General features: G+C 68.4%; 22 protein-coding genes, 1 tRNA gene and 1 rRNA gene. 19 read left to right on the forward strand and 5 right to left on the reverse strand.

All coding sequences use genetic code 11. The features are described 5' to 3' along the window. The 18 genes from rrf to ACIQLD_RS00090 form a co-directional block, all read left to right on the forward strand. A 5S ribosomal RNA gene (rrf, locus tag ACIQLD_RS00005) occupies positions 1-82 on the forward strand; the annotation flags it as partial. Between the two features lie 72 nt (positions 83-154). Beyond that, positions 155-1,648, forward strand: a complete 1,494-nt coding sequence (locus ACIQLD_RS00010) for a primosomal protein (protein WP_402603606.1) — start codon at positions 155-157, stop codon at positions 1,646-1,648. Beyond that, positions 1,648-2,685 (forward strand): HAD-IIA family hydrolase, encoded by a 1,038-nt coding sequence (locus ACIQLD_RS00015; RefSeq protein WP_402603608.1) that lies wholly within the window; start codon positions 1,648-1,650, stop codon positions 2,683-2,685. The genes ACIQLD_RS00010 and ACIQLD_RS00015 overlap by 1 nt, the downstream gene beginning before the upstream one ends. A 51-nt stretch (positions 2,686-2,736) precedes the next feature. Further along, complete coding sequence (locus ACIQLD_RS00020) at positions 2,737-2,913, forward strand: hypothetical protein (protein ID WP_168436332.1); 177 nt, start codon at positions 2,737-2,739, stop codon at positions 2,911-2,913. Next, positions 2,910-3,707, forward strand: a complete 798-nt coding sequence (locus ACIQLD_RS00025; protein WP_402603611.1) for a TlyA family RNA methyltransferase — start codon at positions 2,910-2,912, stop codon at positions 3,705-3,707. Before ACIQLD_RS00020 ends, ACIQLD_RS00025 begins: the two co-directional genes overlap by 4 nt. Further along, positions 3,704-4,624 (forward strand): NAD kinase, encoded by a 921-nt coding sequence (locus tag ACIQLD_RS00030; protein ID WP_402603614.1) that lies wholly within the window; start codon positions 3,704-3,706, stop codon positions 4,622-4,624. Before ACIQLD_RS00025 ends, ACIQLD_RS00030 begins: the two co-directional genes overlap by 4 nt. Positions 4,625-4,637: 13 nt before the next feature. Next, positions 4,638-6,329 (forward strand): DNA repair protein RecN, encoded by a 1,692-nt coding sequence (gene recN / locus ACIQLD_RS00035; RefSeq protein ID WP_402603616.1) that lies wholly within the window; start codon positions 4,638-4,640, stop codon positions 6,327-6,329. Between the two features lie 17 nt (positions 6,330-6,346). After that, on the forward strand, positions 6,347-8,041 hold the full coding sequence (locus ACIQLD_RS00040) for a CTP synthase (RefSeq protein WP_402603618.1): 1,695 nt from the start codon (positions 6,347-6,349) through the stop codon (positions 8,039-8,041). Positions 8,042-8,052: 11 nt separating this feature from the next. Further along, positions 8,053-8,634, forward strand: coding sequence for an NUDIX domain-containing protein (locus tag ACIQLD_RS00045; RefSeq protein WP_402603621.1), 582 nt, complete (start codon positions 8,053-8,055; stop codon positions 8,632-8,634). 2 nt (positions 8,635-8,636) lie between these two features. Further along, positions 8,637-9,539, forward strand: coding sequence for a site-specific tyrosine recombinase XerD (gene xerD, locus ACIQLD_RS00050; RefSeq protein ID WP_402603623.1), 903 nt, complete (start codon positions 8,637-8,639; stop codon positions 9,537-9,539). Between the two features lie 155 nt (positions 9,540-9,694). Then, complete coding sequence (locus ACIQLD_RS00055; RefSeq protein WP_181157642.1) at positions 9,695-10,528, forward strand: ParA family protein; 834 nt, start codon at positions 9,695-9,697, stop codon at positions 10,526-10,528. After that, a complete protein-coding gene (locus ACIQLD_RS00060; protein ID WP_402603625.1) occupies positions 10,512-11,369 on the forward strand; it encodes a segregation and condensation protein A in 858 nt (285 codons plus the stop codon). Before ACIQLD_RS00055 ends, ACIQLD_RS00060 begins: the two co-directional genes overlap by 17 nt. Beyond that, a complete protein-coding gene (gene scpB, locus ACIQLD_RS00065; RefSeq protein ID WP_402603628.1) occupies positions 11,359-11,973 on the forward strand; it encodes an SMC-Scp complex subunit ScpB in 615 nt (204 codons plus the stop codon). Before ACIQLD_RS00060 ends, scpB begins: the two co-directional genes overlap by 11 nt. Further along, positions 11,970-12,776 (forward strand): pseudouridine synthase, encoded by an 807-nt coding sequence (locus ACIQLD_RS00070; protein WP_402603631.1) that lies wholly within the window; start codon positions 11,970-11,972, stop codon positions 12,774-12,776. The genes scpB and ACIQLD_RS00070 overlap by 4 nt, the downstream gene beginning before the upstream one ends. Then, complete coding sequence (locus tag ACIQLD_RS00075) at positions 12,773-13,909, forward strand: prephenate dehydrogenase (RefSeq protein ID WP_402603634.1); 1,137 nt, start codon at positions 12,773-12,775, stop codon at positions 13,907-13,909. The genes ACIQLD_RS00070 and ACIQLD_RS00075 overlap by 4 nt, the downstream gene beginning before the upstream one ends. Then, a complete protein-coding gene (gene cmk / locus ACIQLD_RS00080; RefSeq protein ID WP_402603636.1) occupies positions 13,902-14,621 on the forward strand; it encodes a (d)CMP kinase in 720 nt (239 codons plus the stop codon). The genes ACIQLD_RS00075 and cmk overlap by 8 nt, the downstream gene beginning before the upstream one ends. A 40-nt stretch (positions 14,622-14,661) precedes the next feature. Then, positions 14,662-16,134, forward strand: coding sequence for a ribosome biogenesis GTPase Der (gene der, locus ACIQLD_RS00085; protein ID WP_208323601.1), 1,473 nt, complete (start codon positions 14,662-14,664; stop codon positions 16,132-16,134). 61 nt (positions 16,135-16,195) lie between these two features. Continuing rightward, positions 16,196-17,101, forward strand: coding sequence for an NUDIX domain-containing protein (locus ACIQLD_RS00090; protein WP_402603638.1), 906 nt, complete (start codon positions 16,196-16,198; stop codon positions 17,099-17,101). 30 nt (positions 17,102-17,131) lie between these two features. On the opposite strand, the gene ACIQLD_RS00095 is transcribed toward ACIQLD_RS00090, so the two are convergent. The 5 genes from ACIQLD_RS00095 to ACIQLD_RS00115 form a co-directional block, all read right to left on the reverse strand. Continuing rightward, positions 17,132-18,553, reverse strand: coding sequence for a DUF222 domain-containing protein (locus ACIQLD_RS00095; protein WP_402603640.1), 1,422 nt, complete (start codon positions 18,551-18,553; stop codon positions 17,132-17,134). Between the two features lie 63 nt (positions 18,554-18,616). Beyond that, positions 18,617-18,988 carry an RNA-binding S4 domain-containing protein gene (locus ACIQLD_RS00100; protein ID WP_402603643.1) on the reverse strand — a complete coding sequence of 124 codons (372 nt, stop codon included), beginning with the start codon at positions 18,986-18,988 and terminating at the stop codon, positions 18,617-18,619. Continuing rightward, positions 18,988-19,656 carry a lysoplasmalogenase family protein gene (locus ACIQLD_RS00105; protein WP_402603645.1) on the reverse strand — a complete coding sequence of 223 codons (669 nt, stop codon included), beginning with the start codon at positions 19,654-19,656 and terminating at the stop codon, positions 18,988-18,990. Before ACIQLD_RS00105 ends, ACIQLD_RS00100 begins: the two co-directional genes overlap by 1 nt. A 77-nt stretch (positions 19,657-19,733) precedes the next feature. Beyond that, a complete protein-coding gene (locus ACIQLD_RS00110) occupies positions 19,734-20,189 on the reverse strand; it encodes a hypothetical protein (protein ID WP_402603647.1) in 456 nt (151 codons plus the stop codon). Between the two features lie 33 nt (positions 20,190-20,222). Next, the gene (locus tag ACIQLD_RS00115; protein WP_402603649.1) at positions 20,223-20,807 is read right to left on the reverse strand and encodes a GNAT family N-acetyltransferase; all 585 of its coding nucleotides are present in this window, start codon (positions 20,805-20,807) and stop codon (positions 20,223-20,225) included. Positions 20,808-20,913: 106 nt separating this feature from the next. On the opposite strand from ACIQLD_RS00115, the gene ACIQLD_RS00120 reads away from it, so the two are divergent. Further along, positions 20,914-20,990: transfer RNA gene (locus ACIQLD_RS00120), tRNA-Pro, on the forward strand. Positions 20,991-20,994 lie beyond the last annotated feature (4 nt).

The raw sequence follows: 20,994 nt of genomic DNA on the forward strand, positions 1-20,994 counted from the left end.
CATTCCGAACCCGGAAGCTAAGCCTCACAGCGCCGATGGTACTGCAGGGGGGACCCTGTGGGAGAGTAGGACACCGCCGGACTCCTTTTAGACAAAATGGCCACCCATCGTTGGGTGGCCATTTTGCGTTTACACGAAAAGAACAGGGAGCATCATGCCAGAAGAGGAAGAGCGCCGTCCGCGTCGCAACGACGACAGTGGATCGCGCGGCAACCGCGCTTCTGGCGGACGCCCCAGCAACAGCCGCGATGGTGCTGCTCCGCGTCGTGAGGGTCGTTACAACCGTGATGGTGGCGCACCGCGACGTGATGGTGCTGCTCCGCGTCGTGAGGGTGGTTACAACCGTGATGGTGGTGCTCCGCGTCGCGAGGGTGGTTACAACCGTGATGGTGGTGCCCCGCGTCGCGAGGGTGGTTACAACCGCGACGGTGGCGCCCCGCGCCGTGATGGTGCTGCTCCGCGTCGTGAGGGTGGTTACAACCGTGATGGTGGTGCCCCTCGCCGCGAGGGTGGTTACAACCGTGATGGTGGTGCCCCGCGACGTGATGGTGGTGCTCCGCGTCGCGAGGGTGGTTACAACCGTGATGGTGGTGCTCCCCGCCGCGAGGGTGGTTACAACCGTGACGGTGGTGCCCCGCGCCGTGACGGTGGTGCGCCGCGCCGCGACGGTGGAGACCGCGACCGCTCCCGGTCGTTCCCCCAGCGCGGGGGAGCGGGAAGAGAGCGTCCGGCCCAGGCGGCGAACGAGCGTCCGCGGTTCGATGAGCCGCAGATCCCCGATGACGTCACCGCTCGCGATCTCAACGGCGCGGCGCGCAACGAACTCAAGACCCTGAGCAAGGAGAACGCCGAGCACGTCGCCCGTCATCTGGCGATGGCTTCTCGTCTCATCGACGAGGACCCCGCGCTCGCTCACGAGCACGCGCTGGCCGCTTCTCGCCGCGCCGGTCGTATCGCTATCGTCCGCGAGACCCTCGGTATCACTGCCTACGCCACGGAGGACTTCGCCCTCGCACTGCGCGAACTGCGCACCTACCGCCGTATCTCCGGCAAGGACGATCAGATCGCTCTGATGGTCGACAGCGAGCGCGGAATCGGTCGCTCCGATCGTGCGCTCGAGACCGGCCGTGCCGTCGATCGCTCTGCTCTGGATACTCCGGTCCGAGTCGCACTCGCGATCGCGATGTCCGGAGCCCGACTCGACCAGGGTGATCTCGAACTCGCGCTCGGTGAGCTGGAGATCCCTGAGCTCGATCCTGATCGGGCCTTCGAATGGAGCCCGGCGCTTTTCGCGGCCCGTGCGGCTGTGCTCGAAGACCTCGGGCGCACGGACGAGGCGGAGTTCTGGGCGCACCGCGCCCACGTCGCTGCCGAGGCGTTGGGCGTCGACGAGGCCGGCGACGAGGAGATCTTCATCGAGGACAGCCTCATCGAGGGGGAGTTCCCGGACGAGGCCGACGATTCCGTGGTGGATACGGCGGTGGTGGCAGATGACGCCGATGGGGAACAGCCTTCGTCCGATGAATCGGCCGAAGACGACGAACCGGTTCTCATCGACGAACCCGTACTCGTCGATGAAGAAGAGACCGTCGAAGACGAAGTGCGAGAGCTCCTCGGGGAGGACGACGATTCGGACCCGGAGGCGTAGTGGCGCTGTTCTCTCGGAAGCGCTCACCGCGCACCCCGCTCGATGGGGTCGACACCGTTCTCGCTGACCTCGACGGTGTGGTGTACGCCGGCCCCGGGGCTCTGCCGTTCGCGGTCGACAGCCTCAACGAGGCCGCGAAGTCGGTGCGACTCGGGTACATCACGAACAACGCGGCGCGGACGGATGCCTCGGTCGCCGAGCATCTGAGCAGTCTCGGCCTTCGCGTTCAGGCATCCGACGTCGTCACGAGCCCGCAGGCGGCGATGCGGCTGCTGGCCCAGATCGTGCCCGCACCGGCGACGATCCTGGTCATCGGCGGCGACGGTCTCGTCGACGAGGTGCAGAAGGCCGGGTACAGGGTCACACGCAGCGCTGATGATGCGCCCAGCGCTGTCGTGCAGGGGTTCGCTCCGGAGGTCGCGTGGACGGATCTCGCCGAGGCGGCCTTCGCCCTCAAGCTTCCCGAGGACGAAGGCGGCATCCCGTGGATCGCCACCAATACCGATTGGACGATTCCGCGTGAGCGGGGAGTGGCGCCCGGTAACGGAACGCTCGTCTCCGCCGTGCACACGGCCATCGGCAGACTCGCCACCGTCGCGGGGAAGCCGGAGGAGCCGATCTTCCACGAGGCCCTCGCACGCTTCGGCGCGAAGAAGGCCCTCTTCATCGGGGACCGCCTCGACACCGACATCATGGGGGCGAGCCGGGTCGGGATCGACTCGGTGCTGGTGCTCACGGGCATCGATCGCCCGAAGCACGTGCTGGCCGCGCCCGAGGGCTCGCGTCCCACCTACATCCTCGGCGACTTGCGCGAACTGCATGTTCCCTATCCCGAGGTCACGGAGCAGGACGGCGTCTTCCACGTGAACGGCGCCGCGGTGCGGGTATCGGGCGCCGACGTCGAGATCGTGTCGGAGTCCGGTGAACAGATCGACCTGCTGCGCGCGGGAGCCGCCGCCATCTGGGCCTCGGGTACCCCGGTGTTCGTCCTGCGCGTTCCGGAGCGCCTCTATGACGATCCGTTCCACCGCCCCTGAGCGACTCGCGTGGCTCCCTCCCGCGTCGCAGGGGCCGCGTACAGTAGAACCGTGAGCGATGAGACGACGAGCGCGCCGACCGATGGTCTGTGGAGTCGACTGCGCCTGATCGAGGGGCAGCCGCTCCCGGCGCGGGCCGACGCGTACTCGGCCCTCCACGACGAGCTCTCCCGCCGCCTCGAGAGCGGCGCGAAGCTCGAGCAGCGGGAGACCTCGGGATCCCGATGACGCGACTCGACGCTGCCCTCGCCGCCCGAGGACTCGCCCGTTCGCGCACCCACGCGGCCACGCTCATCTCCGAGGGCCTCGTCAGCGTCGACGGACGACCTGTCGTGAAGGCTTCCACCGCGGTCGACGATGCGGCGGAGATCACCATCGCCGGCGCCGACCACTACGTCGGGCGTGCCGCTCACAAGCTCATCGCGGGTCTCGACGGCTTCGGGATACCGGTCGAGGGGCGGCTCGCGCTCGACATGGGAGCATCCACCGGCGGCTTCACCCAGGTGCTGCGTGAGCGGGGAGCACGTGAGGTGCTCGCGGTCGATGTCGGGCATGGACAACTCGCCCCGTCGATCGCCGCCGACCCGGGAGTCGTCTCCGTCGAGGGCTACAACGTGCGCTACATGACGCGGGAGAACCTCGCCGAGGCGACGGGCGAGGTCGCAGCCCCCGATCTGGTCGTCGGGGATCTCTCGTTCATCTCCCTCGAACTCGTGCTGCCGTCCGTCGCCGCAGTGGCCACGTCGGAATCCGACGTCCTTCTTCTCGTGAAGCCGCAGTTCGAGGTCGGACGCACCGCCGTGCGCGGGGGACTGGTCACCGACCCCGCCACGCGCGCCGACGCCGTGGCCCGCACCGTGTGGAGTGCGTGGGACGTGGGGCTCGGGATGCTCGGCATCCTCCCCTCCCCGATCCTCGGAACCCACGGCAACGCGGAGTATCTCGTGCACCTCGCGCCGGGTCGGGGCAGCAATCCGACAGAATGGCTGGACAGCATCAACCGACTGGCAGGAGGACGATGAACGAGCGCAGCATCCTGGTCGTCGCTCACGCGGGCCGTGTGGATACCGTCGAGGCCGCACGTCGGGTGATCGACGCTCTTCGGGAGGCCGGTGCGCGGCCGGTCCTGGCCGCCGACGATCACGAGGCCCTCGTGGCCGTGGATCCGTTCTTCACGGATACCGATGTGCTCGGCATCTCTGTCGATCCGGCCGACCTCGAACTGGCGATCGTGCTGGGCGGAGACGGGACGATCCTGCGTGCCGCAGAGCTCGTGCGCGACAGCGGGGCTCCCGTGCTCGGCATCAACATGGGGCACGTCGGCTTCCTCGCGGAGATCGATCGCGATGACATGGACAAAGCCGTGCGCCGTGTGATCGACCGCGATTACGAGGTCGAGGAACGGCTCGCCCTGTCGGTGCGTGTGAAAGACGTCGACGGCGCGGTCGTCTACGAGACGTGGGCTCTCAACGAGGCCACGGTCGAGAAGGCCAGCCGCGAGCGGATGATCGAGGTCGTGCTCGAGATCGACGGTCGGCCCTTGTCGAGTTTCGGTTGCGACGGCATGGTCATCTCCACCCCGACCGGCTCGACGGCCTACAACTTCTCTGCCGGCGGGCCGGTGATCTGGCCGAGCGTGGAAGCGATCGCGGTCGTGCCGCTGTCGGCGCACGCGCTGTTCGCCAAGCCGCTCGTGGTCAGCCCCGATGCCTCGGTGGCGATCGAGATGCTCGAGCGCACGGACGGCTCGGGCATCCTGTGGTGCGACGGCCGCCGCTCGCACGACCTGCCGCCGGGCGCTCGCGTCGTGGTGCGCCGGTCCTCGCGTCCTGTGCGGCTCGCCCGTCTGCACCCCACGGCGTTCACCGATCGTCTCGTTCGCAAATTCCAGCTCCCGGTCGAAGGATGGCGCGGGCAGGCGCAGGGAACATCGTCGTGATCGAGGAGACGTCATGATCGAGGAGATGCGGATGCAGGGGCTCGGTGTCATCGCCGACGCCGTGCTGCCGCTGGGCCCCGGATTCACAGCCATCACGGGTGAGACGGGTGCGGGGAAGACCATGGTCGTCACCGGGCTCGGGCTGCTGCTGGGTCAGCGCGCCGACTCGGGCGCCGTGCGTGCCGGCGCGTCGCAGGCATCGGTCGCCGGTGTCTGGATCGTCCCCGAAAGCGGCGTTGTCTCGGAGATCGTCGCCGATGCCGGTGGCGACCTCGAACCCGTCGGTGCCGGTTCCGCAGAACTCTACGTATCGCGCACCCTCAGCTCGGAAGGGCGCAGCCGTGCCAGCGTCGGCGGGCGCGCGGCCCCGGCCGGTGTGCTCTCCTCCCTCGCGGAAGAGCTCGTGGTCGTGCACGGCCAGTCCGAGCAGCTGCGACTGCGTTCGGCCGTCGCACAGCGTGATGCGCTCGACCGCTTCGGCGGCACCCCGATCGCTGACGCCGTGGACAGATACGCCCGGGCTTTCGCCCGCTGGCGGACCCTCGACACCGAGATCTCGGAGATCACCGAGAACCGGGACCGTCGGGCCGAGGAGGCCGTGCGCCTGCGAGAGGCCCTCGCGCTGATCGAGGCGACGGCTCCGGAGCCGGGGGAGGACCAGGAGCTCACCGCGCGCGCCGAACGTCTCGCGAACGCCGAAGAACTGCGTCTCGCGGCATCGCTCGCTCACGGAGCGCTCTCGAGCGAAGAGGGCGAGCCCGATGCCTCGGCTCTCGTCGCGGAGGCACGTCGCGTGCTCGAGCGCGCTTCCGACGCCAAGCTGACGGAGATCGGTGAGAACCTCGCCGACATCGGGTATCGGATCGCCGACATCGCCGGGCTGCTCTCCGCGTATCTCGCCGACCTCGACGAGACCGGTCCGCATGAGCTCGCCGCGGTCGAGGAGCGCCGCGCCGCGCTCGGAACCCTGATCCGTGCGCACGGATCGCTCGACGAGGCGCTGACCGTCTGGCGGACCGGATCCGCCCGGTTGGCCGAGCTCGATGACGACGGCGATCGCATCGAACGGCTGATCGCCGAGCGCGATGCGGCGCGTGCCGAGCTCGACGCGCACGCCGAGGCGCTGACGGCCGCGCGTACCGAGGCGGCTGCTCGCCTCGGCGACGCCGTGACGGAAGAGTTGCACGCGCTCGCGATGCCGGACGCACGCCTCGAGGTCTCGGTCTCCGAGGGAGCCGAGAGCGCCCACGGTCGCGATGATGTCGCGATCCTCCTCGCGCCCCATCCCGGCGCCGAGCCGCGCTCGGTCTCGAAGGGTGCTTCGGGCGGAGAGCTGTCGCGTGTGATGTTGGCCATCGAGGTGGTGATCGCCGCGACCGATCCGGTTCCGACGTTCGTCTTCGACGAGGTCGATGCCGGCATCGGCGGTGCCGCGGCCATCGAAGTGGGTCGGCGACTCGCCCGGCTCGCCAAGAAGTCTCAGGTGATCGCGGTGACCCATCTCGCGCAGGTCGCCGCCTTCGCGAACAATCACCTAACGGTCGTGAAGGCCAATGATGGCGCGGTCACCGCCTCCAGCGTGCGTCGTCTGGAGGGGGAGGAGCGGGAAGCCGAGATGGCACGCCTGCTGTCGGGACTCGCCGATTCCGATGCTGCTCTGACTCACGCCCGCGAACTTCTCAGCCTCCGCGTCCCCACCTCCTGATAGGATCGAAGCCCGTGATGAACTCTTCTTCTGCGGGACCCAAGAACGACACGACCAAGCACATCTTCGTGACTGGTGGTGTCGTTTCGTCTTTGGGCAAGGGACTGACGGCGGCCAGCCTCGGAAACCTCCTCACGGCCCGCGGTCTGCGCGTCGTGATGCAGAAGCTCGACCCGTACCTGAACGTCGACCCGGGCACGATGAACCCGTTCCAGCACGGTGAGGTGTTCGTGACGGACGACGGAGCCGAGACCGATCTCGACATCGGACACTACGAGCGCTTCCTCGACATCAACCTGTCCGAGGCGGCCAACGTCACGACCGGCCAGATCTACTCGCAGGTCATCGCGCGAGAGCGTCGCGGCGAGTACCTCGGCGACACGGTGCAGGTGATCCCGCACATCACCGACGAGATCAAGCGCCGCATGCGCCTGCAGGCCTCGGAAGACCCGCGCCCCGACGTGATCATCACAGAGGTGGGCGGCACGGTCGGTGACATCGAGTCGCAGCCCTTCCTCGAGTCCGCGCGTCAGCTGCGTCACGAGCTCGGACGCGACAGCGTGTTCTTCGTGCATGTCTCGCTCGTCCCGTTCATGGGCGCGTCGGGGGAGCAGAAGACCAAGCCGACGCAGCACTCCGTCGCCGCTCTGCGTCAGGTCGGTATCCAGCCCGACGCCCTGGTGCTCCGCAGCGACCGTCCGGTCAGCGTGAGCAACCGCAACAAGATCGCGCTCATGTGCGATGTCGACGTCGAAGGCGTCATCAACACCGTCGACCTGCCGAGCATCTACGACATCCCCTCGACGCTGAACGAGCAGGGTCTCGACTCGTACATCGTGCGTCGCCTTGGCCTCGACCAGAAGGCGGCCGACGTCGACTGGACCCGCTGGAACAAGGTGCTGCACGCGGTGCACAACCCCAAGCACGAGGTCACGATCGGCCTGGTCGGCAAGTACATCGACCTGCCCGACGCCTACCTCTCGGTGACCGAGGCGCTCAAGGCGGGCGGGTTCGCGCAGGAGACCAAGGTCAACATCCGCTGGATCCCCTCCGATCTCTGCGAGACGCCGGAGGGCGCGCAGGAGCAGCTGGCACAGCTCGACGGCATCTGCGTGCCCGGCGGCTTCGGCATCCGCGGCATCGAGGGCAAGCTCGGCGCGCTGAAGTTCGCCCGCGAACAGGGCATCCCGACGCTTGGCCTGTGCCTCGGCCTGCAGTGCATGGTCATCGAATACGCTCGCGACGTCGCCGGCATCGTCGGAGCCTCTTCCAGCGAGTTCGACCCGGAGACCGCTGAGCCGGTCATCGCGACGATGGCCGAGCAGGTCGACATCCTCGACGGCGGCGACCTCGGCGGCACCATGCGCCTCGGTCTGTATCAGGCAGCCCTGGCCGAAGGATCGCTCGCCCGTGAGCTCTACGGCGCTCCGGAGGCATCCGAGCGTCACCGTCACCGCTACGAGGTGAACAACGCCTACCGTGATCGTCTCTCCGCGGCCGGGCTCGTGTTCTCCGGCCTCAACCCGGAGCTCGATCTGGTCGAGTACGTCGAGCTGCCCCGCGACGTGCACCCGTACTACATCGCCACGCAGGCGCACCCCGAACTGCGCTCGCGTCCGACCGCCCCGCACCCGCTGTTCCGCGGACTGGTCGGCGCGGCGATCGAGCGGCACCGCGCGAGCGAGCTGTTCGACGTCAGCGCGGACGACTGAATCGAGTCGCGATGACGGAGTCGACGGAGAGCCTCCGGGACGAGCCCTTCGAGCCGGAGGTCCTCCAGAGCGACCTCGTCTACCGGGGCAAGGTCTGGGACGTGCGCTCCGACCGCGTGCGGTACGGCGACGGCGAGATCGTCCGACAGTACGTCGATCACACCGGCGCGGTGGCGATCGTCGCTCTCGACGATGAGGGGCGTGTGCTGCTGATCCAGCAGTACCGCCACCCGATCCGTCACCGCGATTGGGAGCTTCCGGCCGGGCTGCTCGACGTGGAAGGCGAAGAGCCACTCGACGCCGCACGACGTGAGCTCGCCGAGGAGGCCGACCTCGTCGCCGGCCACTGGGAACCGCTGGTCTCCTCCTGGACGACGCCCGGGGGGAACGACGAGATCATCCACGTGTTCCTCGCGACCGGCGTCGAGTCGTCGGGCGCGGCACATGATCGCGAAGACGAGGAAGCCGACATCCGCGTGGAATGGCTGCCATTGGCTGAGGCCGTCTCCGCGGTGCTCGAGGGGCGGATGCGCAACGGCATCCTCGCGATCGGCGTGCTCGCGGCGTCGCAGAGGCTGCGCGACCGGGGCTGAGGATGCTGCTCGATCGCGCCCTCGACACCTATCTGCGTCATGTCACCGTCGAACGCGGACTGAGTGCGCACACGATCGCGGCCTACCGACGTGACCTCGGGGGATACCGGGAGTGGCTGGTCGCCGAGGGGATCAGCGACACCGCGGAGGTGACTCCGGCGACGATCGATCGATTCATCGCGGAACGGGCGTCCGCGACGCCGCCGCCGGCATCGACGAGCCTCGCACGGCTGCAGTCGTCCGTGCGGGGATGGCATCGTTTCCTCGCACGAGAGGGGATCGAAGCCGACGACCCGAGCGGCAGGCTCCGTCCACCGAAAGCGCCGCGACGGCTGCCCAAGGCCCTCACCGTCGAACAGGTCGAGCGCCTGCTCGCCGCGCCCTCGCCCGAGGAACCACTCGGCATCCGTGATCGCGCCCTGCTCGAGCTCCTGTACGCGACCGGCGCGCGCGTCTCCGAGGCGATCGACCTCGATGTGGACGACCTCGCACACGGCGACGTCCTACGGCTGCGGGGGAAGGGGTCGAAAGAGCGCATCGTGCCACTGGGGTCCTACGCGCGCGCCGCCGTGGACGCGTACCTGACACGTGTGCGCCCGGATCTCGCCGCCAAGGGTCGTGCCTCGGCCCGACTCTTCCTCGGCGCGCGGGGTGCCCCGCTCTCCCGCCAGAGCGCGTGGCTCGTGATCCGGGCAGCGGCCGAAGGCGCCCAGATCACCGTGGACGTCTCACCCCACACCCTTCGACACTCGTTCGCGACGCACCTCCTGCAGGGCGGCGCCGACGTGCGCGTGGTGCAGGAACTGCTCGGACACTCCTCCGTCGCGACGACGCAGATCTACACCCATGTCTCTGTCGACACACTCCGTGACATCTACGCGACCTCGCATCCCCGTGCGCGGTGACCTCCGCCATGCCCGGGAGGGCGTCTGCCGCGTGCCGAGGCGTAGGAGAGGGAGCCTGCCCGGTACAATCGACCAAGCACGAAGGAGCAGGAGAACGGGTGGCTGAGAAAGTGGCGAAGTCCAGGGCGAAGGCGCAGAAGGCCGACGAGACCCCCATGGGACCCACCGGCCGCCCGTATCACGGGTTCCCGACCCCCGAACCGTTGAAGTCGCACGGTCCCGCGCGCATCATCGCGCTGTGCAACCAGAAGGGCGGCGTCGGCAAGACGACGACGTCGATCAACCTCGCCGCTGCCCTCGCGGAGTACGGCCGGAAGGTTCTCGCCGTCGACTTCGACCCGCAGGGCGCCTTGTCGGCCGGCCTCGGCATCCCGACGCACGACGTGCCGACGATCTACGACCTGCTGCTGGACACCAAGCGCGACGCGCACGATGCGATCGTGCACTCGAGTGTCGAGGGCCTCGACGTGATGCCGGCCAACATCGACCTCTCCGCCGCGGAAGTCCACCTCGTCAACGAGGTGGCACGAGAGACGATCCTCGCCCGCGTCCTGCGCCAGGTGGCGGGGGAGTACGACGTCATCCTCATCGATTGCCAGCCGTCTCTCGGCATCCTCACCGTCAACGCGCTGACCGCGGCGCACGGTGTGATCATCCCGCTCGAGTGCGAGTTCTTCGCTCTGCGCGGTGTGGCGCTGCTGATCGAGACGATCGACAAGGTCCGCGACCGGCTGAATCCGTCGATCACGATGGACGGCCTGCTGGCGACGATGTACGACCCGCGCACACTGCACTCTCGTGAGGTTCTGGAGCGGGTCGTCGAGGCGTTCGGCGACGATGTGCTGGAGACCGTGATCGGTCGAACCGTGAAGTTCCCTGATGCGTCGGTCTCGGGTGTGCCCATCACCGAGTTCGCCCCCGAGCACGCTGCCGCTCAGGCGTACCTGCGGCTGGCGCGGGAGCTGGTCGCCCGTGGCGCCGTCGCCTAGCGAGGGACCTGTCGACGCGTCGCTCGTGGAGAGCGCAGGCGAAGCCGTGCCCGCCGACCCCACCGGGTTCCGGGTGTCGCTGTCGAACTTCGACGGTCCCTTCGACCTGCTGCTGAACCTCATCTCGAAACACGAGATGGATATCACCGAGGTGTCGCTGAGCGCGGTCACCAACGAGTTCATCGCGTATCTGGGCGCGCTCGACGATGACGAGGATCTCGACCAGGCTTCCGAGTTCCTGGTCGTGGCCGCGACGCTCCTCGACATGAAGGTGGCCGGACTCCTGCCGCAGGGCGAGCTCGTCGACGCCGAAGCCGTGGCGCTTCTCGAGGCGCGCGACCTGCTGTTCGCCCGCCTACTGCAGTACCGGGCCTTCAAGGAGGTCTCGACGTGGTTCGCCCGCTGCCTGCAGCGCGAGGACCGCCGTCACGTCCGTGCCGTCCGTCTCGAGGAGACGCACCGACGCCAGACTCCGGAGCTCGTATGGTCGCTGAGCGCCGACGACTTCGCCGCGCTCGCGCTGTTGGCGTTCGCGCCCAAGGAGATCCCACACGTCGGGCTCGACCACCTGCACGCGCCGCTGGTCAGTATCCGCGAGCAGGCGGCGATCGTCGTGACGCTGCTGCGCGGGACCGAGTCGGTGAGCTTTCGTGAGCTCGTCGCCGGTGTGACCGAGCCGGGCATCGTCGTCGCACGCTTCATCTCCGTGCTGGAGCTCTACCGGCATGCGGCCCTGTCCTTCGAACAACTGGAACCGCTCGGCGAGCTGACGCTCCGCTGGGCCGCCGACTCCTGGTCGGATGAGACGCTGGCGACCCTGGGGGCCGACTATGACCGATGATGTGACGGAAGAGCACCTGACCGCTGCGACAGCGGAGGCATCCGTTGAGCTCCCCCTCGCCGAGCGGATCGAGGCGATCCTGTTCATTGTGGACGAGCCGATCGGGTTGGTCGCGCTGGCCGCCGCCGTCGGGTCGCCCGTGCCCGCGGTGCGCCAGACGCTCGAGTTGCTCGTCGAGGACTACGACGGTCGGGGCGCGGGGCCACGGCGCGGCTTCGAGCTGCGCGAAGTGGGCGGCGGGTGGCGACTGTACGTCCGCGAGGACCTCGACGCCGTGGTGGCCGAGTTCGTCGGGGGACAGGCGCCTGCGCGCCTGTCGCAGGCGGCGCTCGAGACGCTGGCCGTCATCGCCTACAAGCAGCCGGTGACGCGCAGCCAGGTCGCCTCCATCCGCGCAGTGAACGTCGACTCGGTCGTCCGCACCCTGCTCGCCCGAGGGCTGATCACCGAGCTGTTCGCGGACTCCGAGACCGGCGCGATCAACTACGGCACGTCCGACGCGCTCCTGCAGCACCTGGGCATCAACTCGCTCGACGAGCTGCCCCCGATCTCCCCGCTGCTCGATGACGGTGCAGACGGCTTCGACGAAGGGACCATCCGATGACGGGCTTCGACGCCTCCGCAGAATCCGAGGGCGCGCCCGAAGGCGTGCGCCTGCAGAAGGTGCTCGCCGCCGCCGGCGTGGCCTCCCGCCGCGTGGTGGAGCAGTACATCGCCGAGGGGCGCATCCGCGTCAACGGCATCGTCGTCTCCGAGCAGGGGCGACGGATCGACCCCGAGCACGACCTCGTCGACGTGGACGGCACCGCGATCCAGCTCGATGTCTCCAAGCGCTACGTCATGCTCAACAAGCCCACCGGCGTCGTCAGCAGCATGAAGGACGAGAACGGCCGCCCCGATCTGCGTCGCTTCACCGAGAAGTACGAGGAGCGCCTCTACAACGTCGGCCGCCTCGACGCCGAGACGAGCGGTCTGCTGATCCTCACGAACGACGGTGCGCTCGCGCACGTGCTCGCCCACCCCTCGTTCGGTGTGACCAAGGTGTACATCGCGAAGGTCGAGGGCACGGTCCTCCCGCAGACGATCTCGAAGCTGACGAAGGGCATCGAGCTCGAGGACGGACCGATCGCCGCCGACAAGGCACGGCTGTTGGACACCTCCCGCGAGGAGAGCCTGGTGGAGTTGACGCTGCACTCCGGCCGCAACCGCATCGTGCGACGCATGCTCGCGGCGGTGGGCCACCCCGTCACCGAGCTGGTCCGACGGCAGTTCGGGCCCCTCCACCTGGGAACCCTCCCGGCCGGGAAGACGCGGGAACTGAGTAAAATCGAACTCGGCGCGCTTTTGACCCTGTCGCGCCGTGATTCCGGTGTCGCCGAGGCGCCAGGCGAGCAGGAGAACGAATGACCGATACGACGAGTGCGCCCACGGGGCGGAGAGCGGGCTTCGTCGCGCCGCGTCTCTCCGGCACCGTCCGCATCGTCGGCGCCGGTCTGCTCGGTGCCAGCATCGGTCATGCCCTCCGCGCGAAGGGGGTCGACGTCGTCCTGACCGACGCCTCGCCCGCGCAGCTGCGTCTCGCCGTCGACTACGGCGCAGGCCGTGTCTCCGCCGATGACGACTCACCGTCGCTGATCGTCGTGGCCGTGCCGCCCGACGTCACCGCCGATGTGATCCAGGCCGAGCTCGAACGCTTCCCGCAGGCCGTCGTGACCGACGTCGCGAGCGTGAAGCTCGAGCCCTTCCGCACGCTTCAGGCTCGCGGGGTCGACCTCGCCCGCTACATCGGCTCTCATCCGCTCGCTGGTCGCGAGCGCGGTGGCGCGATCTCGGCGCGCGCCGACCTCTTCATCGGTCGCCCCTGGGTGGTGTGCCGAGACGAGGAGACGAAGGCTTCCGACCTCGCGCTCGTCGAGGCCCTAGCGCTCGACGTGGGAGCGACGCCGCTCGAGATGACCCCGGAGGAGCACGATCGTTCGGTCGCGCTGACCTCGCACGTGCCCCAGGTGGTCGCGAGCCTGCTCGCCGGTCGCCTCGCGGAAGCGGAAGAGGGGGCGCTCCGTCTTGCCGGCCAGGGCGTCCGTGACACGACGCGCATCGCGGCGTCCGCCCCCGAGCTCTGGGTGCAGATCCTGGGGGCGAATGCCGCGCCCGTGGTCGAGATCCTCGACGCGCTGGCCTCCGACCTCGGCGAGATCTCCGACGCCCTGCGCGACCCGGGTGCGCCCGGCGCCCGGCGCACCGTCGCCGAGACCATCCGTCAGGGCAACGACGGCGTCGAACGCCTCCCCGGCAAGCACGGACAGAACCAGCGTTTCGAAACCCTCGTCGTCATGGTCGACGATACGGCCGGCCAGCTCGGGCGCCTGTTCGGAGAGCTCGGCGAACTCGGCGTGAACGTCGAGGACCTCCGTCTCGAGCACTCGCCCGGTGCGCAGTTCGGCCTCGCCGAGATCAGCGTCGACCCCGCGGCGCTGTACGGCGCGATCACCGGTTTGCAGGAACGCGGATGGCGCATCGCAGGGAGCACGAATGACTGATATCTCGACCTCTGCCGCGCAGGCGTCGGCGACCGACGCCCACAAGTTCATCGCGATCGACGGGCCGGCCGGATCCGGCAAGTCCAGCGTCTCGAAGGCCGTCGCCCGCAGGCTCGGGTTCGGCTACCTCGACACCGGATCCGCGTATCGCGCCCTCGCCTGGCACGTTCTCGAGAGGGGCGCCGACACCGACGACCCCGAGGCCGTGCGCGCTGCGGCGGCCGAGTTCCCGATCACGTTGGGGCTCGACCCCGACGAGCGGACGGTGCTCGTCGGCGACGTCGAGGTCACCGAGGCCATTCGAGACCCGCGGGTCTCGGGCGCGGTGAGCGGCGTGGCGCGCGTACCCGAGGTGCGCGCGCAGGTCAACGAGCTGTTCCGCCGCCTGGTGTCGGAATCGCCGTACCCCGCCGTCGTGGTGGAGGGCCGTGACATCACCACCGTGGTCGCACCGGACGCCCCCGTGCGGATCCTTCTCACCGCAGCCCCCGAAGTACGGGCTGCACGACGTGCCGGTGAACTCGCCGGCGAGAATGCGGCTGCTGTCGCCGCGGCGCTGCACAAGCGTGACGCCTCAGACAGTGCCGTCGTCGACTTCCTGAACGCCGCAGAAGGCGTCGAGGTCGTCGATTCGACGGAACTCGATTTCCCCCAGACCATCGACGCCGTGCTCACGGTGATCGAACGAATCCAAGGAGCACACCGTGGCTGACGAAGAATATGAAGGCGGCCCCGACCAGCTCGCCGAGAAGATGGACCAGCTGGACGAGCATCTGGCCGAGCAGCGCGCGGAGACCCTGCGCGCCGGCCTCTCCGACTACGAGCTGGATGATGAGGACGCGGAACTCCTCGCGGGCATCACGCTCGGCGAAGACGGCATCCACTACAGTCCTGCGCTCCCCGTGGTGGCGATCGTCGGACGACCGAACGTGGGCAAGTCGGCGCTCGTCAACCGCATCCTCGGCCGCCGCGAGGCCGTCGTCGAGGACACTCCCGGTGTCACCCGTGACCGCGTGACGTACAAGGCCGAGTGGGCCGACCGTCGCTTCTCGCTCGTCGACACCGGTGGGTGGGAGCCTGACGCCCGCGGCATCGACCGTTCGGTCGCGATGCAGGCCGAGGTCGCGATCGACCTCGCCGACATGGTGCTGTTCGTCGTCGACGCGATGGTGGGTGCGACCTCGACCGACGAGCACGTCGTGAAGCTGCTGCGCAAGAGCGGCAAGCCGGTGTTCCTCGTCGCGAACAAGATCGATGACGCACGCCAGGAGCCGGAGACCGCAGCGCTGTGGAGCCTGGGTCTCGGCGAGCCCTGGCCCGTGTCGGCCATCCACGGACGTGGCGTCGCCGACCTGCTGGATGCCGTGCTCAAGAAGCTTCCCGAGGTCTCGGCCGTCGCGAAGCAGGAGATCGGAGGACCGCGCCGCGTCGCGATCCTCGGTCGTCCGAACGTGGGCAAGTCGTCCCTGCTGAACAAGGCGGCCGGCGAGGAGCGCGTGGTCGTCAACGATCTGGCCGGCACCACCCGTGACCCGGTGGATGAGGTCGTGGAACTCGGCGGGAAGATGTGGCGTCTGGTCGACACCGCCGGCATCCGTCGTCGCGTACACATGGCGCAGGGGGCGGACTTCTACGCCTCGCTGCGCACTTCCGCCGCGCTGGAGAAGGCCGAGGTCGCGGTCGTCGTGCTCGACGTCTCGGAGTCGATCAGCGAGCAGGACGTGCGCATCATCGACCTCGTGCTGGAGTCGGGCCGTGCCCTCGTGCTCGCGTTCAACAAGTGGGATCGTCTGAACGACGACGACCTCGAGAACGCCGACCGTCGTCGCTACCTCGAGCGTGAGATCGAGCAGGACCTGGCGCACGTCGCCTGGGCTCCGCGCGTGAACATCTCGGCGAAGACCGGCCGTCACCTCGACAAGCTCGTGCCCGCGCTGGAGACGGCCCTGGAGAACTGGGACCGTCGTATCCCGACGGGCAAGTTCAACGCGTTCCTCGCCGAGCTCGTCGCCGAGCACCCGCACCCGCTGCGTGGCGGCAAGCAGCCGCGCATCCTGTTCGGCACCCAGGCGTCGACGCGCCCGCCGACGTTCGTGCTGTTCACGACCGGTTTCCTCGACCCGGGATACCGCCGGTTCATCCAGCGACGTCTGCGCGAGCTGTACTCGTTCGAGGGCACGCCGATCGTGATCAACATGCGCGTGCGCGAGAAGCGTCAGCGCTGATCTGTTCCGGCGCATGTCGCGCCGTAGTGCTGTGACCCCCATGCTGTGAAAGGCTGAAGGGGTGACTGTCGTACCTCCTGCTTTCGGTGAGCCGCGTCGCCCCGAGGGGCCGCGGAACCCCGGCGATGCCTGGGTGATCGCGGAGTCGGGGGAGAAGTACTGGGGGCGCTTCGGCGCTGCCGGACTTCTCGCCTACGACCCCGCGCGCGGGATCCTGCTGCAGCATCGGGTCTCGTGGAGTCACTTCGGTGGGACCTGGGGCTTGCCGGGCGGCGCACTCCACGAGGACGAGAGCGCGATCGCGGGAGCGATTCGTGAGGCCCAGGAAGAGGCAGGCGTGCCGGACGGTGCCGTGAGCGCCCGGTTCACGAGCGTTCTCGACCTGGGCATCTGGTCGTACACGACCGTCGTCGCTGACGTGCGGGTCCCGTTCGAGCCCGTGATCAGTGACCCCGAGAGCGTCGCCCTGGAATGGGTGCCGGTCGATCAGGTCGCAACGCGACCTCTGCACCCCGGTTTCGGTTCGGCGTGGCCGGCGCTGCGCGGGCTGCTCGAGGTGCGTCCGGCGATCGTGGTGGATGCCGCTAATGTCGTCGGTTCGGTCCCGGACGGGTGGTGGAAGGACCGTGCGGGCGCCGCCGCTCGTCTTCGTGCTCGCCTGGAGGGGCTGGCGGTTCCCGCCGACGCGTTGGAGCTCGCAGGCGACGAGTGGTTCCCGGACGTCTCCCTGGTGGTCGAGGGGCAGGCACGAGGCATCGACGACCAGGTGAGCACGGTGTCGGTGGTCCGTGCGGAAGCTGCAGGTGATGACGCGATCGTCGCGGAGGTCGAGCGCCGTGTCGCAGCGACCCACACAGTCGTGGCCGTGACCAGTGACCGGGGCCTCCGCGAACGAGCCGAGCGTGCCGGTGCCACCCGAATCCGTTCGGCCGGATGGCTGCTCGAGCTTCTCTCCGCACACGAATGACGTCGTCTCCAGCTTCGCGCACATCATGATTCAGACGAATATCACTCGTCGGGGTGGTGGGTCGGTGTAGTCGCGGCCGAGCGGACTGTGCCAGGTGACGCTGCCGTCTCTCTCCTGCTGGGCGGTCCAGCGATGCGGATCGGGAACGTCCGGATGCTTGAGCGTGTGGTGGCCTCGGCAGAAGTGACTGAGGTTGTCGAGTCTGGTCTTCCCGCCCATTGCGTGATCGTGGTTGTGGTCGATCTCGCAGCGGTGCGCCGGCATGCGACACCCCGGGAAGCGGCAGTGTCGATCACGTGCGCGGAGGAACCGGCGCATGCCCTCGGTCGGTGTGTAGGTGTCGGTCTCGACCACCATGCCGGCCGGGTCGAGGAACAGACGGGTCCAGCCGGTGTTGCGCCCCGCCAGTTCGCGGGCGATGTCCGGGTGCAGGGGGCCGTGTCCGTCGAGTTCGGCAGGGCCGTGGTCGGCACCGGCGAGCGTGGTCGCGGCGACCGTGACCTGGATACGAGCCTGGATGCCGTCGAGACCGTCGCCGTGAGCGACGCTCGGGTCTGCGGTCAGGAGCAGATCCGTGAAGAGGTCTGCTTCGGTCTGCCTCCACGTTCGGGTGTCGGCCGGGAAATGCACCACTTCTGGATCGGTCGCGAACGTGTCACCGTCGGCACCGCGGATCACGGCACTGTCGACGAGGTCGAGCGAGGCGTCGTCGAAGGGGTGGGCGTGGGGAGGGGCGCTGTCGCCCTCGTCATCGAACCACCAGGGCTGGGGCACGAACTCCCGGGTGTCTCGGGCCCGCACGACCTCGCGCGTCATGCGGTTCAGGCGGTCGGAGATCGCGGTGGCGATCCACTCCGGGAGCACCGCGGTGAGCACGGCAAGTCCGTCGTCAAGCGACTTCACCGTCACACATCGTTCTTCCGCGGCCCGGCCGTGCCTTTCAACGAGTGTCTCGCCGACGAGGGCAGCGGCGACCTGGCGCGCATGAGCGCGTGTGCGTGCTGCCGTGTCTTGTTCGGCGACGACGAGCACCGCCGTCTCGAAGAGCTCCATGACCGCGGGGGCGGCCTTCTTGTTGCGGATCGCTTCGGCGACGACCGCGCAGGCCCTGGCGATCTCACGCACATGTCCGGCACTGATCAGGCCGTCGGCGAATGCAGCGCGCACAGCAGGGAGGTGGGCATGAAGAGCGTGGGCATCGGCGAAGGCGAACTCCATCGAACCTTTCGACAGGTGTCCAGCGGCGGAAAACTCCGCGATCATCGAGCGATGGATCGACTCACGATGGAACGGGCTTGCGGAGACATCGGCTTCGTGGATGGCCAACTGTTCTGTCAGCAGTTCTGCGGCCTCGGCTTCGAGTGCGGCGATCCGGCGTCTGGTGGTGACCCACGCATCCAGAACGCGGCGTCGTTCCTCGAGTTCGAGGTCTAGATCGGTCGTGACTACCATGCCTCCAGGCTAGAACAAAGTTTCGAATCAAGAAAGAGTGTGGAGGCGATGCATGCCGAGATATCAGCCGAAGCTCTCGTCGTTCCGCCCGCGCAGCTTGTCGATGTCGCGCCGCTCGCGCTTGGTCGGTCGCCCGGCCCCGCGGTCGCGGAGACCCAGGGCCGCCTGCGGTTCCCGCTCGGGGGTGCGATCGTCGTAGGCGAGTGCGGCGATCGGTGCTCCCACGCGCTTGACGAGGAGTTGACGGACGATGAGGATCCGGTCGAATCCGGCGATGCGGATGCGCAGTTCATCTCCGACGCGAACCTGCTGCGCGGCCTTCACCTTGTCGCCGTTCACCCGTACATGCCCCGCACGGCATGCTGTCGTGGCGGCCGATCGCGTCTTGTAGACCCGGATAGCCCAGAGCCAGCGGTCGACACGTGCGGCATCCATCAGGTACTCCTCTTGCGCAGCGTCACGAGGGCGCCGGCGATGATCAGGCCCTGGCCGATCGTATAGGTGAGCATCACCGCAGGGCTGCTCCAAGATGGCAGCGAATCGGGCAGGAACAGGCGGAAGGCGAGGATCGTGTCGCTGGCGAGGAAGAACGCCCCGCCGACTGCGACGAGAGGGTGGCAGCGAGCCGAGAAGGCAGCGGTTCCACCCAGCACGAGTCCGTAGAGGGCTACCGCGATGAGCAGACCGCCGGTGTGCGGGCCGAGGATCGCGATCATCCCGATCCACCAGGCCACGTACACCAGCGCCCACCAGGGCATCCGGCGAATCGACAGATGACGCGCGAACAGCACGATGTATGCCACATGGGCGATGCCGAAGAAGAGCAGCATCAGAGGCAGCTCGGGGCCCGCGGGGAAGAACGCTCCGGCACCGTCTCCGAGCCAGGAGAACACCAATGAGGCGAGCAGGAGCATCAGTGTGACTCGCGGAACGAGACGTCGTGCAGAGACCAGCACCGGAACGGCCAGCAGCGGCATCAGCATCAGCTTCGTGGGCGCAGCGAGCGGATTGTCGGCAGCCAGGAAGCCGACGTGGAGGAGGGAAACCGCGACGAACGGGAGGAAGGCCCACGCGAGCGTGAGGGACGGGGTGCGACGCTGCATCCCCTCATCGTAGGGTCGGGGCGTGGTGGGGTCCTGCGACGTGCTCTGCGTGGTCCCGCTGGTCACGACTCGACGGTTCACGACTCGACGGTGACCACTACGACGCTGTCATCGACCCCGAGGTGCACGGCCGGCCAGTACCCCTCGGGGAAGTGCTCGCCGCAGGTGTCGATGAGGTGCAGGACGACGGTGCCGTCGGTGGCCGCTTCGATCGCTTCGATCGTGAGGTCGGACGCGGCGTCATCGAGTTCACGGGTCTCCGGGGCGCCCGTGCTGAAGTTCGTGACAACGGCGTCGGTGGCGATCCGGCGGACGATGTCCAGTCGCTTCACCGTGTCGCGCATCCGGGGGAGGAGTGGCGCGACCTCGCCGGAGCTGGTGCCCTCCAGCATGAGTTCGATCTCGGTGCCCTCGACGGAAGTCGTGCCGACGAACCAGTCGTGCGTCAGCACCGTGCCGTCGGTGAGTTCCGAGTGGGCACGGGTGAACGGGCCGAGTTCGGGATCGTCGATGGTCGAATTCTCGTCGGTCATGGGTTTCACGCTAGTGGCTTCCGAGGGTAGCGATCATGCGGCGAGGTCGAGGGTGACGAGGGTGCGGCCCGGCTTGAGTTCGGTCTTCTCGGTGAAGCCAGCGGAGAGGAAGGTGCCGAGGGTGCCGTGGAACAGGTCGTTGGTGCGCTTCTTCTCTCCTCCGGTGTCCACGGGATACCCCTCGATGAGGCGAGCCCCGGACTGTCGGGCATACTCCACGGCGGCGCGCAGGAGTTCGAGGTTGAGCCCTGTGCCGCGGTGTTCTCGGCGCACCACGAAGCACGTCACGGCCCACACCGAGTCGTCGTCGAACGGTTCGGTGCTGGCCGCAGCGATGATGCGGGTGCGGGGAACCCGTGCTTGGCGGGTGCGAGGACCGATGCGGATCCACCCGGCGGCCTCGCCGTCGACGTACGCGATGATCCCCGGTGGCGGACCATCGTCGATCTCGGCGCGAAACATCTCGGTGCGCTGCGGGGTCGTGGTCGCGTTCCAGTCCTTGTTGCTGAGCACCGGCCAGATGCACTGGCAACTGGCTCCATCGCCGCCGCCCGTGAGCGCGTGCTGCACGTCGTCCCAGCGGGCGGTCGTCGCCACCTCGGTTGTGATCGTCGCCATGCCGCGACGCTACGCGTGGCATCCGACACTCGCAACGGCCCGGTTCGCGGAGGGGCGCGGGATGCGGCTAAGATAGGGGAGTTGCCTGCGCGAGAGTGCAGAACAACGGGCTGTGGCGCAGCTTGGTAGCGCACTTGACTGGGGGTCAAGGGGTCGCAGGTTCAAATCCTGTCAGCCCGACCACTGA

It is taken from the genome of Microbacterium sp. NPDC091662, assembly GCF_044756705.1.
In the GTDB taxonomy this organism is placed as follows: Bacteria; Actinomycetota; Actinomycetes; order Actinomycetales; family Microbacteriaceae; genus Microbacterium.

Excerpts from the sequence above, each read along its gene's own strand:
- ACIQLD_RS00010 (WP_402603606.1), top strand. The coding sequence starts at position 155 with ATGCCAGAAGAGGAAGAGCGCCGTCCGCGTCGCAACGACGACAGTGGA.
- ACIQLD_RS00025 (WP_402603611.1), top strand. The coding sequence starts at position 2,910 with ATGACGCGACTCGACGCTGCCCTCGCCGCCCGAGGACTCGCCCGTTCG.
- ACIQLD_RS00030 (WP_402603614.1), top strand. The coding sequence starts at position 3,704 with ATGAACGAGCGCAGCATCCTGGTCGTCGCTCACGCGGGCCGTGTGGAT.
- recN (WP_402603616.1), top strand. The coding sequence starts at position 4,638 with ATGATCGAGGAGATGCGGATGCAGGGGCTCGGTGTCATCGCCGACGCC.
- ACIQLD_RS00040 (WP_402603618.1), top strand. The coding sequence starts at position 6,347 with ATGAACTCTTCTTCTGCGGGACCCAAGAACGACACGACCAAGCACATC.
- ACIQLD_RS00045 (WP_402603621.1), top strand. The coding sequence starts at position 8,053 with ATGACGGAGTCGACGGAGAGCCTCCGGGACGAGCCCTTCGAGCCGGAG.
- xerD (WP_402603623.1), top strand. The coding sequence starts at position 8,637 with ATGCTGCTCGATCGCGCCCTCGACACCTATCTGCGTCATGTCACCGTC.
- ACIQLD_RS00055 (WP_181157642.1), top strand. The coding sequence starts at position 9,695 with ATGGGACCCACCGGCCGCCCGTATCACGGGTTCCCGACCCCCGAACCG.
- scpB (WP_402603628.1), top strand. The coding sequence starts at position 11,359 with ATGACCGATGATGTGACGGAAGAGCACCTGACCGCTGCGACAGCGGAG.
- ACIQLD_RS00070 (WP_402603631.1), top strand. The coding sequence starts at position 11,970 with ATGACGGGCTTCGACGCCTCCGCAGAATCCGAGGGCGCGCCCGAAGGC.
- ACIQLD_RS00075 (WP_402603634.1), top strand. The coding sequence starts at position 12,773 with ATGACCGATACGACGAGTGCGCCCACGGGGCGGAGAGCGGGCTTCGTC.
- cmk (WP_402603636.1), top strand. The coding sequence starts at position 13,902 with ATGACTGATATCTCGACCTCTGCCGCGCAGGCGTCGGCGACCGACGCC.
- der (WP_208323601.1), top strand. The coding sequence starts at position 14,662 with ATGGACCAGCTGGACGAGCATCTGGCCGAGCAGCGCGCGGAGACCCTG.
- ACIQLD_RS00095 (WP_402603640.1), bottom strand. The coding sequence starts at position 18,553 with ATGGTAGTCACGACCGATCTAGACCTCGAACTCGAGGAACGACGCCGC.
- ACIQLD_RS00100 (WP_402603643.1), bottom strand. The coding sequence starts at position 18,988 with ATGGATGCCGCACGTGTCGACCGCTGGCTCTGGGCTATCCGGGTCTAC.
- ACIQLD_RS00105 (WP_402603645.1), bottom strand. The coding sequence starts at position 19,656 with ATGCAGCGTCGCACCCCGTCCCTCACGCTCGCGTGGGCCTTCCTCCCG.
- ACIQLD_RS00110 (WP_402603647.1), bottom strand. The coding sequence starts at position 20,189 with ATGACCGACGAGAATTCGACCATCGACGATCCCGAACTCGGCCCGTTC.
- ACIQLD_RS00115 (WP_402603649.1), bottom strand. The coding sequence starts at position 20,807 with ATGGCGACGATCACAACCGAGGTGGCGACGACCGCCCGCTGGGACGAC.